Source organism: Salibaculum halophilum, assembly GCF_002094885.1.
GTDB lineage: Bacteria > Pseudomonadota > Alphaproteobacteria > Rhodobacterales > Rhodobacteraceae > Salibaculum > Salibaculum halophilum.
Map to the genome: position 1 here is coordinate 135,686 of NZ_MSIT01000008.1, position 18,368 is coordinate 154,053.

Genomic DNA, 18,368 nt, shown 5'->3' on the forward strand with positions numbered 1-18,368 from the left:
GCCATGTCCTTGCCCCTTTTACGGAAAGACCGGGGCAAGCATCAGGCCCGCGGTTTCATCGTGGCCCAGCATCAGGTTGGCGTTCTGGATCGCCTGCCCGCTGGAGCCCTTGGTCAGATTGTCGATCACGCCCACGACGATAGCACGATTCGCGCGCCGATCCGCCACAATGCCGATATGGCAGTGGTTCGATCCGCGCACGTCCTTCATGGCCGGCACCTGCCCCATGGGCAGGACGTGCAGGAAGGGCTCGCCGGCGTAGCGATCGGCCAGCGCCCGGTGCACCGCCTGCGCATCGCCCTCGACATAGGCGGTGGCGAGGATGCCCCGGCTGGCCGGCACCAGGTGCGGGGTGAACTGCACCGCGACAGGCCGGCCCGCGGCGGCAGAAAACTCCTGGTCGAACTCGGCCAGATGCCGGTGCGTGCCGCCCACCGCATAGGCGCTGACGTTCTCGACCATCTCGGCGGTCAGCAGATGTTCCTTCGCGGCGCGCCCCGCGCCCGAGGCGCCGACCTTCAGGTCGAGGATGATCCGGTCCAGCTCGATCACCCCGGCCTCGATCAACGGGCGCAGAATGAACTGCCCCGTCGCCGCATTGCAGCCGGTGCCGGCGACCAGCTGTGCCCCGGCGATCCGGTCGCGGTAGAACTCGGTCAGGCCATAGACGGCCTGGCGCTGCAACGCGGGCGCGGCATGGGGCTTGCCATACCATTTCTCGTAATCGGCCGGGTCGCGCAGACGGAAATCGGCGGAGAGATCCACGACCTTCACGTGATCGGGCAGGTCGGCCACCACCGCCTGCGAGGTCGCATGCGGCAGGGCGCAGAAGGCCAGGTCGATGCCGGTGAAATCCACGTCTTCAATCGTCGTCAGGCGCGGCAGATCGAGGTGGCGCAGGTGTGGGTAGACATCCGCCATGCCCTGCCCGGCCTTGGAACTGCCCGACAGCGCGCCGATCTCCAGCGCGGGGTGGCTGGCGATCAGGCGGACAAGCTCCGCCCCGGTATAGCCCGAGGCGCCGAGAATCGCGACTTTGTGGGTCATGTCAGTCCTTTGGCGCAAAGAGTGGGCGACGGCGACCTGCCGTGCAAGGCGGCATCACGCCGCGTCGAAGGTGATCTGCCGGCGCAGGAACCGCGTCGCCCCGGCCGAAACCTTCCTCGGATCGCCCGTGGTCAGGAAACCGGCGGTGTCGCCGGGGCCGGTCATTTCTGGGTGACGCGCCAGGTAATCGGCCAGGCTCTCGGCCACGAGGTTGGCCTGGCTGAACACCCGAACATCCGGCCCCAGCGCGGCCTGGAACTGGTCCTGCATGATCGGGTAGTGGGTGCAGCCCAGGATGGCGGCGTCGGGGTTTGGCATCTTGCGCTTGAGCGCCTCCACGTGGGAACTGACCAGCGCCTCGGCCAGGATCATGTCACCCTCCTCGATGGCATCAACAACCCCGCCGCAGGCCTGCGCCTCGACATCCACCCCGATGGCGCGGAAGGCCAGCTCGCGCTGGAAGGCGCGGCTGGACACCGTGGCGGGCGTGGCGAAGAGCGCCACATGCTTGACCGCGACCTCGCGCGGGGGGGAATTGTCGCCCCACTTGCGTTCGGTCAGGGCCTCGATCAGCGGCACGAAGACACCCAGCACCCGCTTGTCGCGCGGCACCCAGCCTTCCTGCATGCGGCGCAGGGCGGCGGCGCTGGCGGTGTTGCAGGCCAGGATCACGAGGTCGCAGCCGGCGTCGAACAGGCGCTGCACGCCGCGGGTGGTCAGCTCGTAGATGTCCTGCGAGTCGCGCACGCCGTAGGGCGTGTGCGCGCTGTCGGCGTAGTAGACGAAGGGCACCTCGGGTAGGCGCGCCTGCACCGCGTCGAGAACCGTCAGCCCGCCCAGGCCGCTGTCAAAGATGCCCACCGCCATTGTCGCCTGTCCCGCCTGCCTCGGCCCTGTCCGCCTTGACCCTGTGCCTGTCCTCGTATTCGAACCCGATGGCATCGGCCGCCAGCGGACTCGGCGAAAGCTCATACGTGGCCCTGCGCAGAACCTCCATCATGGCTTTGGGGTCGGAACGCAAGGGGTCGAGCCGCGCCGCCGGCACGGGCCGGCCGATCACCACGCGCACGGTGCTGCCCACCCGCGCGCGAAACTCGCGGATCAGCAGCCCCATGCGCAGTGTGTAGTGCATGTGGCTGGCCAGCTGGAACAGGCGGCTGTTGTGGCCCTCGAAATAGACCGGCACGACCTGCGCGTCGGACCGCGCGATCATCTTGGCGGTAAAGGTCCGCCAGGCCGGGTCCATGGGCCGCGTGAAGGGTTTGAGCGAGGTGCTGACCGTGCCGCCTGGAAAAATGCCGATGGCCCCGCCGTGGTCCAGATACCGCAGCGCCTCCTTTCGGGTGCCGAGGTTGCGGCGCGCGGCCTCCTTGGTGTCGTCGAAGTCGATGGGCAGAATGACGCGCTCCAGGTCGGGCGACTTGCGAAATATCTTATGCGCCAGCACCCGGAACTCCCCGGCCCGGCGTTGCGACAGGATGCGGCCCAGCATCAGCCCGTCGAGGATGCCGTAGGGATGGTTGGCCACCAGCACCAGAGGCCCCTCGGCCGGGATGTCCTCGATTCGGCCGCCTACGACCTCGAGCCGGATGCGGTAGCGCTCGCACATGACCTGCCAGAAATCGCGCCCCTCGGCGACCTCCTCGGCGTAGCCGCGCACCTTGCGGATGAGCCGCAGCCGCCCGGTGGCGTTCTCCAGCACGCGGATCATGGCCCGTCCCCCGCGCGAGCGGGCGGAATGGGCATAGGAAATCTCGCGGGCTGTCTGCTTGTCGCTCATCTCGGGGGCCGGCCGGGTGGTCTGGTACGCTTCGTTGCAAGATCCTAGGCCGTGACCCGGCCCCACTCCAGCCCGACCCGCGATTTGACATCAAAGTGTTACTCTGCGGCCCGTTTCTCCCGGTCGGGCGCGCGCAGCACGGCCAGCAGTTCCTCGCGCCGCTTTGCCGCCGTCTCGGCGTTGGCCTCTTTGACCGGCCCGAAGCCGCGGATCGTCAGCGGCAGTTCAGCCAGGGCGACGGCGGCGTCCTGCGTGTCGGGGCGCATAAGGCGCAGCACTTCATCCATGTCGGCCTCGTATTGCGCGATCAGGGCGCGGCCCATGCGCCGTTCCGCGGTGCGTCCGAAGGGATCGGCCCAGGTGCCGCGCAGGCGTTTCATGCGCGCCAGCAGCGGGAACAGGCGGCGCATGAGCGCCTCGCCAAAGGCGCGTTTCCGCGGCCGCCCGTCGGCACCGGTCTTGCTCAGCCCCGGCGGGGCGAGGTGATAGGTCAGCTTGATGTCGCGGCCCAGTTCGGCCTCGGCCTTCCGGCGGGTATCCAGGTGCAGGCGCGCGACCTCGTATTCGTCCTTGCAGGCCAGCAGCTTGTGATAGCCCCGGGCCACGGCCTCTTTCAGCGGCCCGTCGAAGCGGGCGACGAAATCGGTGTAGCGCCGGGCATAGGCGGCATCCTGATAGGCGTTCAGGTGATCGGCGCGGTAGGCGATCCTCTCGTCGGTCGTTTTCGGCGTTTCCACCACCGCGCCGGTCGGCAGCGCCGCCGCCCTGTCGGGGTGCAGCACCGCCCAGCGGCCGTAGTCGAAGGCGCGGGTGTTGCGCTCCACCGCCGCGCCGTTCAGCGCGATCGCCCGCTTGATCGCCGCCTCGGAGACCGGAATGCCACCCATCTGCCAACAGGCCCCGAAGATCATCATGTTGGAATAGATCGCGTCGCCCAGAAGGTGGCCGGCCAGGACATTGGCATCGAACATCGCCAGCCGGTCGTGCAGGCGCGCCTGCAGCGCGTGTTGCAAGCGGTCGGTCGGCAGCGTGAAATCCGTGTCGCGGGCGAAATCGCCGGTCATGACCTCGTGCGCATTGACCACCGCGCGGGTCCGGCCCGGCGTCGTCAGGCCCAGCGTCCCGGCCCCGGCGCTGACCACCAGATCACCGCCCAGCAGCGTGTCACATTCGCCGGTGGCCACGCGGATGGCGGTGATATCGTCGGCCCGCTCGGCGATGCGGCAATGGATATGCACCGCACCGCCCTTCTGCGCGAGACCGGCCATCTCCATCATGCCGGCCGCCTTGCCGTCGACATGCGCGGCCATGGCCAGCACCGCGCCGATGGTCACCACGCCGGTGCCACCGATCCCGGTGATGACGACGTTGTGCGTGCCCGCGATCCGCGGCAGGTCCGGCGTGGGCAACTCGGGCAGGTCCAGCCCGGCGCCATCGTCACGGCGCAGTTGCCCGCCCGCGACGGTCACGAAGCTGGGGCAGAACCCCTTGAGGCAGGAAAAATCCTTGTTGCAGCTTGACTGGTCGATGGCGCGCTTGCGGCCCAGCTCTGTTTCCACCGGCACGATCGAGACGCAGTTCGACTGCACCCCGCAATCGCCGCAGCCCTCGCAGACATCGGTGTTGATGAAGACGCGGGCATCGGGGTCGGCAAACCGGCCGCGCTTGCGGCGGCGGCGCTTCTCGGCCGCGCAGGTCTGGATGTAGACGAGGGCCGTGACGCCAGGCACCTGCGCGATATCGCGCTGCACCGCGTCCATCTCGTCGCGCTCGTGCACGTGAACGCCGGCCGGCAGGCGCTTGATATCCAAGCCTTCCTTGGGGTCGTGGACCACGGCCACGCGGCGCACGCCCATGGCCAGCAACTCGCGGCAGATCTGGTCGGGCCCGAGGTCGCCGTCGTTCTTCTGGCCGCCGGTCATGGCGACCGCGTCGTTGTAGAGGATCTTGTAGGTGATGTTGGTGCCCGCCATCAGGGCAAAGCGGATCGCCTGCACGCCCGAATGGTTATAGGTGCCGTCGCCGATGTTCTGGAACACGTGGGGTCGGTTTGAAAACGGCGCCTCGCCCACCCAGTTCGCGCCCTCGCCGCCCATCTGGGTGAAGCCGACAGTGTCGCGGTCCATCCACTGCACCATGTAGTGACAGCCGATCCCGGCGTAGGCGCGCGATCCCTCGGGCACCGTGGTCGAGCTGTTGTGCGGGCAGCCGGAACAGAAATAGGGCAGCCGCGCCGCGATCGCGTCGACGTTGTCGGCGCGGCGGGCCTCGGCCAGCTTCGCCAGCGCGCCCGCGATGGCATCGGTGCGGCGGCCTTCCTCGATCAGTACCGCGCCCAGCGTCTCGGCCACACGGATCGGGTCCAGCGCGTAGCGGGTCGGGAACAGCTCCTCGCGCCGGCCGCCGACATGGGAATTGCCCTTGTGCCCGCCGTAGACACGCCGCCCGTGGGAGGCGTCGAAGAGGGCATCCTTGATCTGCCCCTCGATCAGCTTGCGCTTCTCCTCGACGCAGACGATCAGGTCCAGCCACGCGGCCCAGTCGTGAAACCCGGCCATGTCCATGGGCCAAACCTGCCCGACCTTGTAGGTGGTGATCCCCAGCCGCTCGGCCTCGGCCGCGTCGACGCCCAGCAGCGACAGCGCGTGCTGCAGGTCAAGCCAGTTCTTGCCAGCGGCAACCAGCCCGATCTTGGCCCCCGGCTTGCCCCAGACCCGCCTATCCATGCCGTTGGCGCGGGCAAAGGCCTCGGCGGCGAAACGCTTGTGGTCGATCATCCGCGCCTCTTGCGCGACGGGGGTGTCCGCAAGGCGAATGTTCAGGCCTCCCTCGGGCATGGGAAACTCGGGGGTGACGAAAGACTGCCGGAACGGGTCGCCGTCGACCACGCTTGTCACCTCGACGGTGTCCTTCATCGTCTTGAGGCCGACCCAGACCCCGGCAAAACGGGACAGCGCCCAGCCGTAAAGCCCGTAATCGAGGATTTCCTGCACCCCGGCGGGGCTGACGATGGGCATGTAGGCATCGACCATGGCCCAGTCGGACTGGTGCAGCGTGGTGCTGCTTTCGCCGGTGTGATCGTCCCCCATGGCCATGAGGACACCGCCATGCGGTGATGTCCCGGCCATGTTGGCATGGCGCATCACGTCGCCCGAGCGGTCCACCCCCGGCCCCTTGCCGTACCACAGCCCGAAGACGCCGTCGTGGCGGCCCTCGCCGCGCAGCTCGGCCTGCTGGCTGCCCCAGAGCGCGGTCGCGGCCAGGTCCTCGTTCAGCCCCGGCTGGAACCGGACCTGCGCGGCGGCCAGTTCCGCCTCGGCGCGCTGCATCTGCAGATCCACCGCCCCCAAGGGCGAGCCGCGGTAGCCGGTGACATAGCCCGCCGTCTCCAGCCCCGCCGCCCGGTCGCGCGCCCGTTGCATCAGCATCAGCCGCACCAGCGCCTGCGTGCCGTTGAGCAGCACCGGCGATTTCGACAGATCGAACCGGTCGGCAAGGGTTATGTCCTGCTGGCGCACTGGCCCCTCCTCGCATCCGTCGGGCTGTGACCAGCCTAGGTCAAACCCACTGACCTACAAAGCACGAACTGCGCGACAATGTCCTTTGCAATGGGCATGGCCCGGGGTGTAATGACCAAGGCGACATCCGCCGGCGTGCATTTCAAGGGATCGGTCATGGACTGGGACAAGTTGCGAATCTTTCACGCGGTGGCCGATGCCGGCAGCCTGACCCACGCGGGCGACATGCTGCACCTGAGCCAGTCGGCGGTCTCGCGCCAGATTCGCGCCCTTGAAGAGATGCTCAACACCACCCTGTTCCACCGCCACGCGCGGGGGCTGATCCTGACCGAGCAGGGTGAATTGCTGTTCGACGCCACACGGGCCATGACCCGCCGCCTCGAGGCCGCCTCGGCGCGCATCAAGGACAGCGAGGAAGAGGTCTTCGGCGAGTTGAAGGTCACCACGACGACCGGTTTCGGCACGCTGTGGCTGGCCCCGCGCCTGCCCACTCTTTATAAACGGTATCCCGACCTCAACATCGACCTGATGCTCGAGGAACGGGTGCTCGACCTGCCCATGCGCGAGGCCGATGTCGCCATCCGCATGAAGGAACCCAGCCAGGCCGACCTGATCCGCAAGCGGCTGATGTCGGTGCGCATGCGGCTTTACGCGACAGAGGCCTACCTGGAGGCCGCCGACCCCATCGACCGGCTGGACCAGATCGGCGGGCACCGGCTCATCTGCCAGAGCCCGGCCGCCTTCCAGGTGGCCGCGGGTGCGACCCTCGTGCAACACCTTCTGACCTACGCGACGCCGAAACTCCTGCATGTGAACAACTATTTCGGGGTGCTTCAGGCGGTGCAATCGGACCTCGGCATCGGCGTTCTGCCCGACTACGTGGCCGAGTTTACGCCGCGCCTGCGCCGCGTTCTGCCCGATGTCGAAAGCGGGGAAGTCCCTGTTTTCCTTGCCTATCCCGAAGAGCTGCGCCAATCGAAACGGGTCATGGCCTTCCGCGATTTCGTGCAGGAGGAAATCGTCGCGCACCGCCGCCGGGTACGCGAGGAGATCGCCTGATCCGCGCGCCCAACCGGCGCTGGCTCTCAGTCATGCAATAGGTGCATGGCTGCGTTGTCGCACCCGTTCAGCAAAAGGGCTTGCGCGAGTCAGGCGTGCTGCCTAAATCACCCAATGAAGCCGGTGATGCTGAAAAGCTCATCATCTTCATACCTCCCTGTTGGACTTCGCCGGGCCTTCTGGCCCGGCTTTTTTCTGCCCGACCCCCGCGTCCGGCACCGTCACGCAGGCAGGAACCCCCCGCCGGGCATCCGGCCCGCATTGCCCCGGCCCCGTCCATGTCGTAAGGCGGCCCGCAACGAGGACCGAGGGGATCACGCACGTCATGCAAGAGCCAGCCATCACGCCCGAGCTGATCGAGGCCCATGGCCTCAAGCCCGACGAATACGAGCGGATCCTGCAGATCCTCGACCGCGCGCCGACCTTCACCGAGCTTGGCATCTTCTCGGCCATGTGGAACGAGCACTGTTCCTACAAATCCTCCAAGACGTGGTTGCGCACACTGCCCACGGACGGCCCGCAGGTGATCTGCGGCCCCGGCGAGAACGCCGGCGTCGTCGATATCGGTGACGGGCAGGCGGTGGTCTTCAAGATGGAGAGCCACAACCACCCCTCCTACATCGAGCCATATCAGGGCGCGGCGACCGGCGTTGGCGGCATCCTGCGCGATGTCTTCACCATGGGCGCGCGGCCCGTCGCGGCGATGAATTCGCTCAGCTTCGGCGCGCCCGAACATCCCCGGACCAGGCAGCTGGTGCACGGCGTGGTCGAGGGTGTGGGCGGCTACGGCAACTGTTTCGGCGTGCCGACGGTGGGCGGCGAGGTCCGGTTTCATTCCGCCTACAATGGCAATTGCCTGGTCAATGCCTTTGCCGCCGGGCTGGTCGAGACCGACAGCATCTTCTATTCCGCCGCCTCGGGCGTGGGCATGCCGGTGGTCTACCTCGGCGCCCGGACGGGCCGCGACGGGGTCGGCGGGGCCACCATGGCCAGCGCCGAATTCGACGAATCGATCGAGGACAAGCGCCCCACCGTGCAGGTCGGTGACCCCTTCACCGAAAAGCGCCTAATGGAGGCCACGCTGGAACTGATGGCCACCGGCGCGGTGATCTCGATCCAGGACATGGGCGCGGCCGGGCTGACCTGTTCGGCGGTCGAGATGGGCGACAAGGGCGGACTGGGCGTCAGGCTCGACCTCGACGCCGTGCCCCAGCGCGAGCGGGGCATGACCGCCTACGAGATGATGCTGTCCGAGTCCCAGGAGCGGATGCTCATGGTGCTGCGCCCCGAAAAGGAGGCCGAGGCCCGCGCCGTCTTCGACAAGTGGGACCTCGACTTCGCCATCGTCGGCGAGACGCTGGCCGAGGACCGGTTCCTGGTCATGCACGGCAACGCGGTCAAGGCCGACCTGCCGCTGGCCACGCTGTCCGGCTCGGCCCCCGAATATGACCGCCCGTGGGAGGCTCCGGCCCCGGCCCCCGACCTTGGCGAGGTGGTCAACGTGGACCCCATCGACGGCCTACGCGCCCTGATCGGATCACCCAACTACTCTTCGCGCCAGTGGGTCTACGAGCAATACGACACCCAGGTCATGGCCGACAGCGTGCGCACGCCGGGCCTCGGCGCCGGGGTCATCCGGGTGCACGACACCGAAAAGCTGCTGGCCTTCACGGCGGACGTGACCCCGCGCTACGTGAACGCCAACCCCTACGAGGGCGGCAAGCAGGCGGTGGCCGAAGCCTATCGCAACCTCACGGCGGTGGGCGCGACACCGTTGGCCAGCACCGACAACCTGAATTTCGGAAACCCCGAAAAGCCCGAGATCATGGGCCAGTTCGTCATGGCCATAAAGGGCATCGGCGCCGCGGTGGCCGCGCTCGACATGCCCATCGTGTCGGGCAACGTGTCGCTTTACAACGAAACCGACGGTGAGGCGATCCTGCCCACGCCGACGATCGGCGCCGTGGGGCTGATCGACACCGCCGACGACATGATCGCCGGCACGGTGCGCGAGGGGCACGTCGCCCTAGTGGTGGGCGAGACCACGGGCCACCTGGGCCAGTCGGCGTTGCTGGCCGAGGTCTTCAACCGCGCCGACGGCGACGCCCCGGCGGTGGACCTGGAGGCCGAGGCGCGCCACGGCGATTTCATCCGCGACAACCGCGCCTGGATCGTCGCCTGCACCGACCTGTCCGACGGCGGGCTCGCGTTGGCGGCGTTTGAGCTGGCCGAGGCCGCGGGCGTCGGGCTGCGCCTCGACGCGGCCGACACCGCGCAGCTTTTCGGCGAGGATCAGGGCCGCTACCTCGTGGCCTGCAGCTTCGACAAGGCCGAGGCGCTGATGGTCGCGGCCGGCCAGGCGGGGGTGGCGCTGGAAACCGTCGGGCGCTTTGCGGGCGACACCGTGCGCATCGGCACCAGCGAGGCGCCCTTGGCTGAACTGTCGGCGCTCTACCGCGGCGCCTTTGCCGACCGTCTGGGCTAGGGCATGGCGGACGCGGGCTCTGCACCCGACGCCCGCGACCTGCCGCCGCTGGAGGCCGACTGCAGCGCCTGCGCCGCCCTGTGCTGCGTCGGCCTGGCGATGGACCGCGGCGCAGCCTTCGCCATCGACAAGCCCGCCGGCGTGCCCTGCCCCAACCTGTCGGGCCATGCCTGCACGGTCCACGCCACGCTGGGCGCGCGGGGCTTTGGCGGCTGCGTGCGGTTCGACTGCACCGGGGCCGGTCAGCGCACCGTCGCCCTCTTTTCCGGCGCGAGCTGGCGCGACGATCCCGATATGCTGACGCCGATGCTCGACACCTTCCGCCACCTGCGGCGGGTGCACGAGCTGCTGGGGCTTCTGGTGACGGTCGGCACGCTTCCACTGACCACGCGGGAACAGGCCCGGCGCCGGTCGTTGCGCGACGCGCTCTGCCCCGACGACATGACCGTCGCCCGCGCCGCCGCCCTGGCCGATGGCCCCGTGCCCGGCCGGGTCGAGCGCTTCCTGCGGGACCTCGGCGGCTGCCTGCGGCCCTTGCGGGCGTCAGCCGACCGGCCTACATCTGATCGGAAGACATCGGACAGGAGCGAGACATGCCCATCACCGCAGGCGAGATCGAAGACATGATCCGCGAGGCCTTTCCGCAGGCGCAGGTCACGGTCGAGGGCGATGACGGTGCCCATTTCGCCGCGCAGGTGGTCGATGCCAGCTTCAAGGGAAAGAACCGCGTCCAACAGCAACGCGCCGTCTATGCCGCGCTCAAGGGCAAGATGGATGGCCCCGACGGCGCCCTGCACGCCCTGGCGCTGACGACCCGCGCCCCGGATTGATCTGAGGACCGCCGCCATGGAAGCCCGCCTGATCGCCGGCCTGATCCTGTTGCCCTTCGTGGCGGCCTTCATCTACGCGGGCATCCATGAATACCGCCGCTTCAAGTCGGAAGGCCCGTCCGATTACGGGCTTGTCTATGACGAGGAAACCGGGACCACGCACGTCGCACCCCTCGAGGACGGGTCGGAAAGCTTCGACGTCGAGGAGTTCGACCCCAGCAATTTCAAGGACCCCGAGGTGGACGAAGCCTCCGATGATGACGACGAAACCGACGAAAACAGCACCAAGACCTGATCGCGCGGCAGGCCCCCTGCCATCGAAAGAAGAGGACGACAGACCATGACAGACGCCAAGACCCAGATCGACGAGACCGTGAAGTCCAACGATGTCGTGCTCTACATGAAGGGCACGAAGTCCATGCCACAGTGCGGGTTTTCCCAGCGCGTGGCCGGAGTCCTTAATTTCATGGGGGTGGAGTTCACCGATATCAACGTGCTGGCCGATGACGACATCCGCCAGGGCATCAAGGACTATGCCGACTGGCCCACCATCCCGCAGCTTTACGTCAAGGGCGAGTTCGTCGGCGGCTGCGACATCATCACCGAGATGACGCTGTCGGGCGAACTGGACCAGTTGCTCGACACCAACGGCGTGACCTACGACAAGGAGGCCGCCGACAAGATCCGCGAAGCCAACGCCTGATCGGCGCCGACCGTGCCGCCGGGCCGCCACTGCGCCCGGCGCGCGAAATCCCCCTGGTACCTTTCCGGAGGGCTGGACATTTTCCCCCTGCGGCCTTTTCCTGTTGATCAGTCCAAACTGGGGGAAACGACAATGACACGCACCACGCTACTAAGCGGCGCCGCCGCGCTGGCCCTGTCGGCCACCGGCGCCGCTGCCCAGAACGCCTGCACCACCGGCAACACCATCGAGGACGGCGTTCTGACCATCGCCACCGGCAACCCGGCCTATTACCCGTGGGTGATGAACGACGATCCCGAAAGCAAGGAAGGCTTCGAGGCCGCCGTCGCCTATGCCGTGGCCAACGAGATGGGCTATTCCGACGATCAGGTCGTCTGGACGCGCTCGTCCTTTGACCAGGCGATCCAGCCCGGGGCCAAGAATTACGACTTCAACCTGCAGCAATTCTCGATCACCGAGGCCCGCGACGAAGTCATCGATTTCTCGGTGCCCTATTACTCGGCCGCCGCCGCCGTGCTGACGCGCCAGCCTACCGCCGACGCCGGGGCGACCAACAGCATCGAAAGCCTGAGTGGTCTGAAATGGGGGGCCGCGGCCAGCACCACCGCGCCGACCATGATCGAGAACCTCATTGATCCCGAGGACCCGCTGTTGCTCTACGACGACAGCGCCGACGTGGTCGAAGCGATGAAGGCCAACCAGATCGACGCCAGCCTGTTCGATCTGCCCACGGCGCTTTACCTGTCAGCGGTGACGCTCGACGACGGGGTTCTGGTCGGCCAGTTCCCCCCGGCCCTGAGCGAGAACCCCGACCAGTTCGGCCTCGTCCTCGCCGAGGGAAGCCCGCTGAAAACCTGCGTCGATGCCGCGATCACCGCGCTGGAACAGGACGGGACGCTGGCCGCGCTCGAGTCCGAGTGGCTGGCCGGGGCGACCGGCGTGCCGGTCATCGACTGAGGCCTTGACGGTTCACCCCGACACCGAGGCGGTAGCGCCCGCCGCCGCCACGGGCCGGACCCGGCGCCAGGCCTACGAGGCGCGGGTGCGCCGCCGCTCGACCGCCGTGGCCGCGGCGAGCACCGCGCTGGTGGTGCTGGCCATTGTCACGCTGGTCCCGCTGGCCCCCGGCTGGGAGGCGGTCAAGCGCAGCTTCTTCAACGGCGAGGTCTTCGCGCAGACCTTTCCGACCCTGGTGCAGGCTTTCCTTTGGGATCTCGCCATCTTCGCCTGGTCGGTGCCGATGATCACCGTCATCGCGCTGGCGGTGGCGCTCGCGCGTGACGCGCGCAGTCCGGCGCTGTTTCCGCTCAAGCTCTTCGGGATGCTCTATACCGACATATTCCGCGGCATCCCGGTGATCCTGGTGGTCTACCTCATCGGCTTCGGCATCCCGGGGCTGGGCCTGCCGCGGCCCTGGAATTCGCCCTATATCTGGGGCACGGTGGCGTTGGTGCTGACCTATTCGGCCTATGTCGCCGAGATCTTCCGCTCGGGCATCGAATCCATCCACGACAGCCAGCGCGCCGCCGCCGCCTCGCTGGGGCTGGGGCGGGCCGATACGATGCGCTACGTGGTGCTTCCGCAGGCCATCCGCCGGGTCGTGCCGGCCAACATGAACATGCTGATCGCGCTGCAAAAGGACGTGGCGCTGCTTTCGTTCATCGGCCCCGTGGAGGTGCTGCGCCAGGCCGGCGTCTTCAAGTCACTGCTGGCCAATTTCACGCCCTACGTGGGGGCGGCGCTGATCTTCCTGGCGGTGACGATCCCGGCGACGCGCTATGCCGACTACCTGATGGCGCGCCAGCGCCGCGAGAGGTCCTGATGCTGGAAATGCAGGCCGTCACCAAGGCCTTCGGTGACAACACGGTGCTCGATCACGTCTCGCTCGAGGTGGCGCGCGGCGAGATGGTCTGCCTGATCGGCGCCTCCGGCTCGGGCAAGTCGACCTTGCTGCGTTGTCTCAACCTGCTGGAACCGATCGACGACGGGGCGATCCTGCTCGACGGGCAGGACATTTCCGAACCGGGGCTGGACCCCGACCCGGTGCGCCGGCGCATCGGCATGGTGTTCCAGTCCTACAACCTGTTCCCGCACATGACCGCCGAGGAAAACGTCATGCTGGCCCCGCGCCGCGTGCGCGGGCGCACGCGCGCCGACCTGCGCCCCGAGGTGGCCGAGCTGTTCGCGCGCTTCGGACTGGGCGACCGGATGCAGCATTACCCGGATCAGCTTTCGGGCGGTCAGCAGCAGCGCGTCGCCATCGTCCGGGCGCTGGCCATGCGCCCGGAACTGATGCTGTTTGACGAGATCACCAGCGCGCTGGACCCGGAACTGGTGGGCGAGGTCCTCGACGTGCTGCGCCAGCTGCGCGGCGAGGGCATGACCATGGTGTTGGCAACCCACGAGATGAAATTCGCCGCCGACCTTGCCGACAAGATCTGTTTTCTGGATGCCGGCCGGATCGCCGAACAGGGGCCGCCGTCGCAAATCTTCGAGGCCCCGCAGAAGGCGCGCACGCGGGCGTTCCTGTCGCGGGTGCTGTAGCGCACCCGGCGCTCAGGGCTTGCGTCGCTCTTCCAGTTCCTCGGCAAGGGCCTCGGCCCGGGCGGCCAGCTCGGCCATGGTCTCGGTCACCTCTTCGGGCACCACGGGCACCTCGACGCGCTCGGGCTGGGGCGGCGGTGCGGCCTCCAGAGCGTCGAGCCGCGCCTTGAGGTCGGCGCTCTCGGTCTCGGCGGCGCGGGCCCTGTCCTCGAGCGCCGCGGTGCGGTCGGCCAGCAGCAGACCGGCCATCAGCAGCATCCGGCTTTCGGGCATCCGCCCGATCTGGGCCGACAGCGACGTGGCCTCGGTATCGAGCATGGCGGCGGCCGACTGCAGGTAATGCTCTTCGCCGTCCTGGCAGGCCACCTCGAAGGTGCGGCCCCCGATCGTGATCTCTACCTGCGGCATCCTAGGCCTCCTGTTGCAGGATCGGGCGCAGCTCGCCCAGGATCGCGTCAATCTCGGCGGCATCTGCCTCGCGGGTGGCGCGCAGGGCCTCCAGTTCGGCCATCATTGCCTTGTTGACAAGATGCGGCTCGCTGATCCCGGCCTCGACCGCCTGACGCAGCTGGTCGTTGATCTGGCGCAGTTCGGCGTTGACCTGGCGCAGGCGCTGCAACTGGCGGTCCATCTTGGCGGCGCGCTTGCGCCCGGCCGCGACGGCGTTTTCCAGCTCGGTGAGCTTGCCGTCCTGGCGGTGCTTGAGCGTCTTGACCCGCTCTTCGAGCTGGGCGTTGGCGGTGCGCTCCTCGTCCAGTTGCCGGCGGAGGTCTTCAACGTCCGCCTCCGGCGCGGCGGCCGCCTCCGGCGCGGCATCGGCCTCGGGCGTGGCCGGCTGGTCCGCATCCCGACCCGCTTGCCCCTCCGGGTCTGGCTCAGGGACAATGTCCGGCCCGGCATCGGCCCCGGCGCTGGCCGCCTCCGCCGCCACCCGTATGCGGTCCAGCGCCGCCGATATCCGCGTCTCGAATTGCGCGATCTCGCTCATCTGCCTGTCCTCTCCTGGGGCGTTGTCCGTGCCGCGTCTGTCACACCCGGTTTTCCCCGCGCCCCTTAGACCGTGCGCGCGACCGACCAGATGCCCCGACACCGGGCGAATCGCGCAGCGTTTTCCTGAGAGTATGCCATGGGCCGAGGGGCGGCAAATGCCACGCGCACCCGTTTTTCAGACACTTGCGGCGCACCCTTGACCTTGTGGGCCGCCGCGCCTTGATCTCGGGGGGCGCGCTGCTATGACCGCAGCGACACGCCATGCCATCGAAAGGACGACCCCCCGTGGATATCCAAGCTCTCCGCCGCGCCAATCCCGACCACTGGGCCCGCGCCGCCGCCATCCGCACCCTGACCCTCGATGCCGTGGCCGCGGCCAACTCCGGGCACTCCGGCATGCCCATGGGCATGGCCGATGTCGCCACCGTCCTGTTCGACAAGCACCTGAGGTTCGATCCGCAGGCCCCGCACTGGCCCGACCGCGACCGGTTCATCCTGTCCAACGGGCATGGCTCGATGCTGCTCTACGCCCTGCTCTACCTGACCGGCTACGAGCAGGCGACGCTGCAGCAGATCATGGATTTCCGCCAGTGGGGCAGCCGCACCGCCGGCCACCCGGAATACGGCCACCTCGAGGGGGTCGAGACCACCACCGGCCCGCTGGGCCAGGGCCTGGCCAATTCCGTGGGATTTGCCATCGCCGAGGAGTCGCTGCGCGCCCGCTGGGGCGAGAAGATCATCAACCACCACACCTATGTCATGGCCGGGGACGGCTGCCTGATGGAGGGCATCAGCCAAGAGGCCATCGGTCTTGCCGGCATGCAGCAGCTAGGCCACCTCGTGGTGTTCTTCGACAACAACCAGATCACCATCGACGGCCGGGTGGACCTGGCCGATGCCACCGATCAATCGGCGCGCTTTGCCGCCTCGGGCTGGCACGTGCAGGAGATCGACGGCCATGACCCGGCGGCCATCGACGCAGCCATCGTGGCGGCCAAGGCCGATCCGCGCCCCTCTATGATTTCCTGCCAGACGCATATCGCGCTGGGCCATGCCGCGCAGGACACCGCAAAGGGCCACGGCGCGCTGACCGATGCCGACCAGCTGCGCGCCACGAAAGAGGCCTACGGCGCGCCCATGGGCGATTTCGAGGTCGACAAGGAGGTCAAGGCCTGGTGGGCGGGCCTTGGCCAGCGTGGCGCGGCGGCACGCGCCGAGTGGGAGGGCCGGCTCGCGAAGCTGTCGAAGGCCAAACGTGACGAGTTCGACCGCTGCTTTGCCCGTCAGGCCCCGAAAAAACTGCCGGCGACGATCAAGGCATTGAAAAAGCAGTTCGCCGAAGAAGCGCCGAAGCTCGCCACCCGCGCCTCCAGCCAGAAGGTGCTGGAAGTGGTCAACCCGATCATGGCCGAGACCCTCGGCGGCTCGGCCGACCTGACCGGCTCGAACAACACCAAGACCGAAAGCCTGGGCGTTTTCGATCCCGACAACCGCGGCGGGCGCTACATCCACTATGGCATTCGCGAACACGGCATGGCCGCAATCATGAACGGCATGGCGCTGCACGGCGGGGTGCGGCCCTACGGCGGCACCTTCATGTGTTTCGTCGATTACATGCGCGGGGCGATGCGGCTGTCCTCGCTCATGGGGGTGCCGGTGACCTACGTGGTCAGCCACGATTCCATCGGCCTGGGCGAGGACGGCCCGACCCACCAGCCGGTCGAGCACCTGGCACTGATGCGCGCCACACCGAACCTGACGGTTATGCGTCCCGCCGACACCATCGAGGTGGCAGAGGCCTGGGAAATCGCCCTGACCACCACCGACCGCCCCTGCGCCATGGCGCTGTCGCGGCAGGGCCTTCCCACGGTGCGGACCGAGCACAAGACCCGCAACCTGACCGCGCAGGGCGGCTATGTCCTGAAGGATGCCGAGGCCGCCAAGCGCCAGGCGATCCTGCTGGCCAGCGGCTCGGAAGTGTCGGTCGCGCTGGCCGCGCGCGCGTTGCTCGAGGCCGAGGGGATCGGCACCCGCGTCGTCTCGATGCCGTCGATGGAGCTTTTCGCCGCCCAGGACGAGAAATACCGCAAGCGCGTCCTGCCCGGCGGGCCGGTCCGCGTGGCGGTCGAGGCCGGCGTGCGCCAGGGCTGGGACCAATGGCTGCTGGGCGAACGCGGCCGCGAGGCCAAGGCCGGCTTCGTCGGGATGGACGGTTTCGGCGCCTCGGCCCCGGCGGGCACGCTCTTCGAGGAATTCGGCATCACCGCCGAGGCCGTGGCGCAAAAGGTCCGGGACCTGCTGTAGCGCCGTGTCGCAGCATGTCCGCCACCTGTCGCTGGTCCGCCTGCCCGAGGGCGGGCCTGTCCGGCACTACACCCGCCCGCACGCGCGCCAGACAGAAAGCTACCGCACGGCCTATGACCAGCGCACGCTTATCTACGAGGCCTGGGTGGCCGACGGCCGGCTGAACCTGATCTGCCCGCGCCTGCTGAACCTCTGGCCGGTGCTGCGACAGGGGCTTGAAGCCGGCGGCGTCCCGCTGCGCCTGCGGCGGCGGCGGTTTCTGCGTTATGAATGGCTCTCGACGCCCCTGCCCGATGATCCTGTTTTTCGTACGCCACAGCGACTGGTCAGCACCGGTGGTGCCCGCCCCGGATGCCCGCGCGCGCTTTGCCGGGCGCAACCTTCTGATCGCGGTGTCGCGCAACAATGACCCGGACTGGATCGCGACCTGGGCCGAGGCTCATGTGACCGGCGAGGGCACGGATGCGGTGATCGTGATCGACAACGGGTCTGATCGCTATGACGCGGAGACGGTCAGCACCATGTTATCTGCTATTCCTGGACTGCGCGATCACCTGGTACTGTCGGCCCCGGTGCCCTATGGCCCGCCGGGTGGGACGAAAAAGCTGGAAGTGCCGCCACGGTTCTTTCAGACGGCGATGCTCAACCTTGTCCGCCTGCACCACGCCCCCCGCGCCCGCGGCGTGCTGTCGCTGGACATCGACGAGATCATGCGCCCCGGCCCGGTTTCGGTGTATGACATGGCGGCGCGCAGCCGCAGCGGGCAGGTCGCCTTTCGCGGGCGCTGGTGCTATGCAGCCGGCGGGAACCCGGCCCCACAGACCGCGCACACTCTGATCGTGCCCGGCCAGAATCCCTGCATGCCGAAATGGTGCGTCATGCCGCAGTCCGTTTCCGGCCGCTTCAACTGGACCGTGCACCGACTTGGCGGGCCACTGCACCAGCTGTCGCAACAGCGCGCACCGATGTTCTGGCACTGTTTCCAGACCAGCACCAGTTGGAAGAAAGACCGCAGCACCACCCCCGACGGCGCGCGCCCCGATCCCGACCTGGCCGCCGACTGGTCGCACCTGCTGCCCCGGGTGCAGGGCAACGCCGGGTGATACCG

The 18,368-nt window shown here is 68.2% G+C and carries 18 protein-coding genes; 12 read left to right on the top strand and 6 right to left on the bottom strand.

Features of this window, described 5'->3' with window-relative positions; all coding sequences use genetic code 11:
• Positions 1-18: 18 nt before the first annotated feature.
• The 4 genes from argC to BU124_RS07445 form a co-directional block, all read right to left on the bottom strand.
• Positions 19-1,047 (bottom strand): N-acetyl-gamma-glutamyl-phosphate reductase, encoded by a 1,029-nt coding sequence (argC, locus tag BU124_RS07430; protein WP_084862232.1) that lies wholly within the window; start codon positions 1,045-1,047, stop codon positions 19-21.
• Between the two features lie 54 nt (positions 1,048-1,101).
• Positions 1,102-1,914: a glutamate racemase gene (locus BU124_RS07435; RefSeq protein ID WP_084862234.1), complete on the bottom strand. Its 813-nt coding sequence runs from the start codon at positions 1,912-1,914 to the stop codon at positions 1,102-1,104.
• Positions 1,895-2,827: a lysophospholipid acyltransferase family protein gene (locus tag BU124_RS07440; protein WP_084862236.1), complete on the bottom strand. Its 933-nt coding sequence runs from the start codon at positions 2,825-2,827 to the stop codon at positions 1,895-1,897. Before BU124_RS07440 ends, BU124_RS07435 begins: the two co-directional genes overlap by 20 nt.
• 98 nt (positions 2,828-2,925) lie before the next feature.
• On the bottom strand, positions 2,926-6,345 hold the full coding sequence (locus BU124_RS07445; RefSeq protein ID WP_084862238.1) for an indolepyruvate ferredoxin oxidoreductase family protein: 3,420 nt from the start codon (positions 6,343-6,345) through the stop codon (positions 2,926-2,928).
• 156 nt (positions 6,346-6,501) lie between these two features.
• Between BU124_RS07445 and BU124_RS07450 the strand changes: the two genes are divergently transcribed.
• The 9 genes from BU124_RS07450 to BU124_RS07490 all read left to right on the top strand — a co-directional run bounded on the left by BU124_RS07450 (position 6,502) and on the right by BU124_RS07490 (position 13,966).
• On the top strand, positions 6,502-7,404 hold the full coding sequence (locus BU124_RS07450; protein WP_084862351.1) for a LysR family transcriptional regulator: 903 nt from the start codon (positions 6,502-6,504) through the stop codon (positions 7,402-7,404).
• Positions 7,405-7,729: 325 nt separating this feature from the next.
• The gene (gene purL, locus BU124_RS07455) at positions 7,730-9,889 is read left to right on the top strand and encodes a phosphoribosylformylglycinamidine synthase subunit PurL (protein ID WP_084862240.1); all 2,160 of its coding nucleotides are present in this window, start codon (positions 7,730-7,732) and stop codon (positions 9,887-9,889) included.
• A 3-nt stretch (positions 9,890-9,892) separates the two neighbouring features.
• On the top strand, positions 9,893-10,516 hold the full coding sequence (locus tag BU124_RS07460) for a hypothetical protein (protein ID WP_084862242.1): 624 nt from the start codon (positions 9,893-9,895) through the stop codon (positions 10,514-10,516).
• Positions 10,483-10,719 carry a BolA family protein gene (locus BU124_RS07465; protein ID WP_084862244.1) on the top strand — a complete coding sequence of 79 codons (237 nt, stop codon included), beginning with the start codon at positions 10,483-10,485 and terminating at the stop codon, positions 10,717-10,719. Before BU124_RS07460 ends, BU124_RS07465 begins: the two co-directional genes overlap by 34 nt.
• Positions 10,720-10,735: 16 nt before the next feature.
• On the top strand, positions 10,736-11,014 hold the full coding sequence (locus BU124_RS07470) for a hypothetical protein (protein WP_084862246.1): 279 nt from the start codon (positions 10,736-10,738) through the stop codon (positions 11,012-11,014).
• A gap of 45 nt (positions 11,015-11,059) precedes the next feature.
• Entirely contained in the window at positions 11,060-11,422 is a 363-nt protein-coding gene (gene grxD, locus BU124_RS07475; protein WP_084862248.1) for a Grx4 family monothiol glutaredoxin, read from the top strand.
• Positions 11,423-11,554: 132 nt separating this feature from the next.
• Positions 11,555-12,379 (top strand): ABC transporter substrate-binding protein, encoded by an 825-nt coding sequence (locus tag BU124_RS07480; RefSeq protein WP_084862250.1) that lies wholly within the window; start codon positions 11,555-11,557, stop codon positions 12,377-12,379.
• A 4-nt stretch (positions 12,380-12,383) separates the two neighbouring features.
• Positions 12,384-13,244, top strand: a complete 861-nt coding sequence (locus tag BU124_RS07485) for an amino acid ABC transporter permease (RefSeq protein WP_245831637.1) — start codon at positions 12,384-12,386, stop codon at positions 13,242-13,244.
• Positions 13,244-13,966 (top strand): amino acid ABC transporter ATP-binding protein, encoded by a 723-nt coding sequence (locus BU124_RS07490; protein WP_084862254.1) that lies wholly within the window; start codon positions 13,244-13,246, stop codon positions 13,964-13,966. Before BU124_RS07485 ends, BU124_RS07490 begins: the two co-directional genes overlap by 1 nt.
• Before the next feature lie 12 nt (positions 13,967-13,978).
• On the opposite strand, the gene BU124_RS07495 is transcribed toward BU124_RS07490, so the two are convergent.
• Together BU124_RS07495 and BU124_RS07500 are read right to left on the bottom strand one after the other, a co-directional pair.
• The gene (locus BU124_RS07495) at positions 13,979-14,374 is read right to left on the bottom strand and encodes a cell division protein ZapA (protein ID WP_084862257.1); all 396 of its coding nucleotides are present in this window, start codon (positions 14,372-14,374) and stop codon (positions 13,979-13,981) included.
• A 1-nt stretch (position 14,375) separates the two neighbouring features.
• Entirely contained in the window at positions 14,376-14,954 is a 579-nt protein-coding gene (locus tag BU124_RS07500; protein ID WP_084862259.1) for a hypothetical protein, read from the bottom strand.
• A 287-nt stretch (positions 14,955-15,241) separates the two neighbouring features.
• Here BU124_RS07500 and tkt point away from each other — a divergent pair, with 287 nt between their 5' ends.
• The 3 genes from tkt to BU124_RS07515 are packed head-to-tail and all read left to right on the top strand — an operon-like array spanning position 15,242 to position 18,363.
• On the top strand, positions 15,242-17,260 hold the full coding sequence (gene tkt, locus BU124_RS07505; protein ID WP_084862261.1) for a transketolase: 2,019 nt from the start codon (positions 15,242-15,244) through the stop codon (positions 17,258-17,260).
• Positions 17,261-17,264: 4 nt separating this feature from the next.
• On the top strand, positions 17,265-17,669 hold the full coding sequence (locus tag BU124_RS07510; RefSeq protein ID WP_084862263.1) for a hypothetical protein: 405 nt from the start codon (positions 17,265-17,267) through the stop codon (positions 17,667-17,669).
• On the top strand, positions 17,599-18,363 hold the full coding sequence (locus tag BU124_RS07515; RefSeq protein ID WP_143529914.1) for a hypothetical protein: 765 nt from the start codon (positions 17,599-17,601) through the stop codon (positions 18,361-18,363). Before BU124_RS07510 ends, BU124_RS07515 begins: the two co-directional genes overlap by 71 nt.
• The last annotated feature ends 5 nt before the right edge of the window (positions 18,364-18,368 follow it).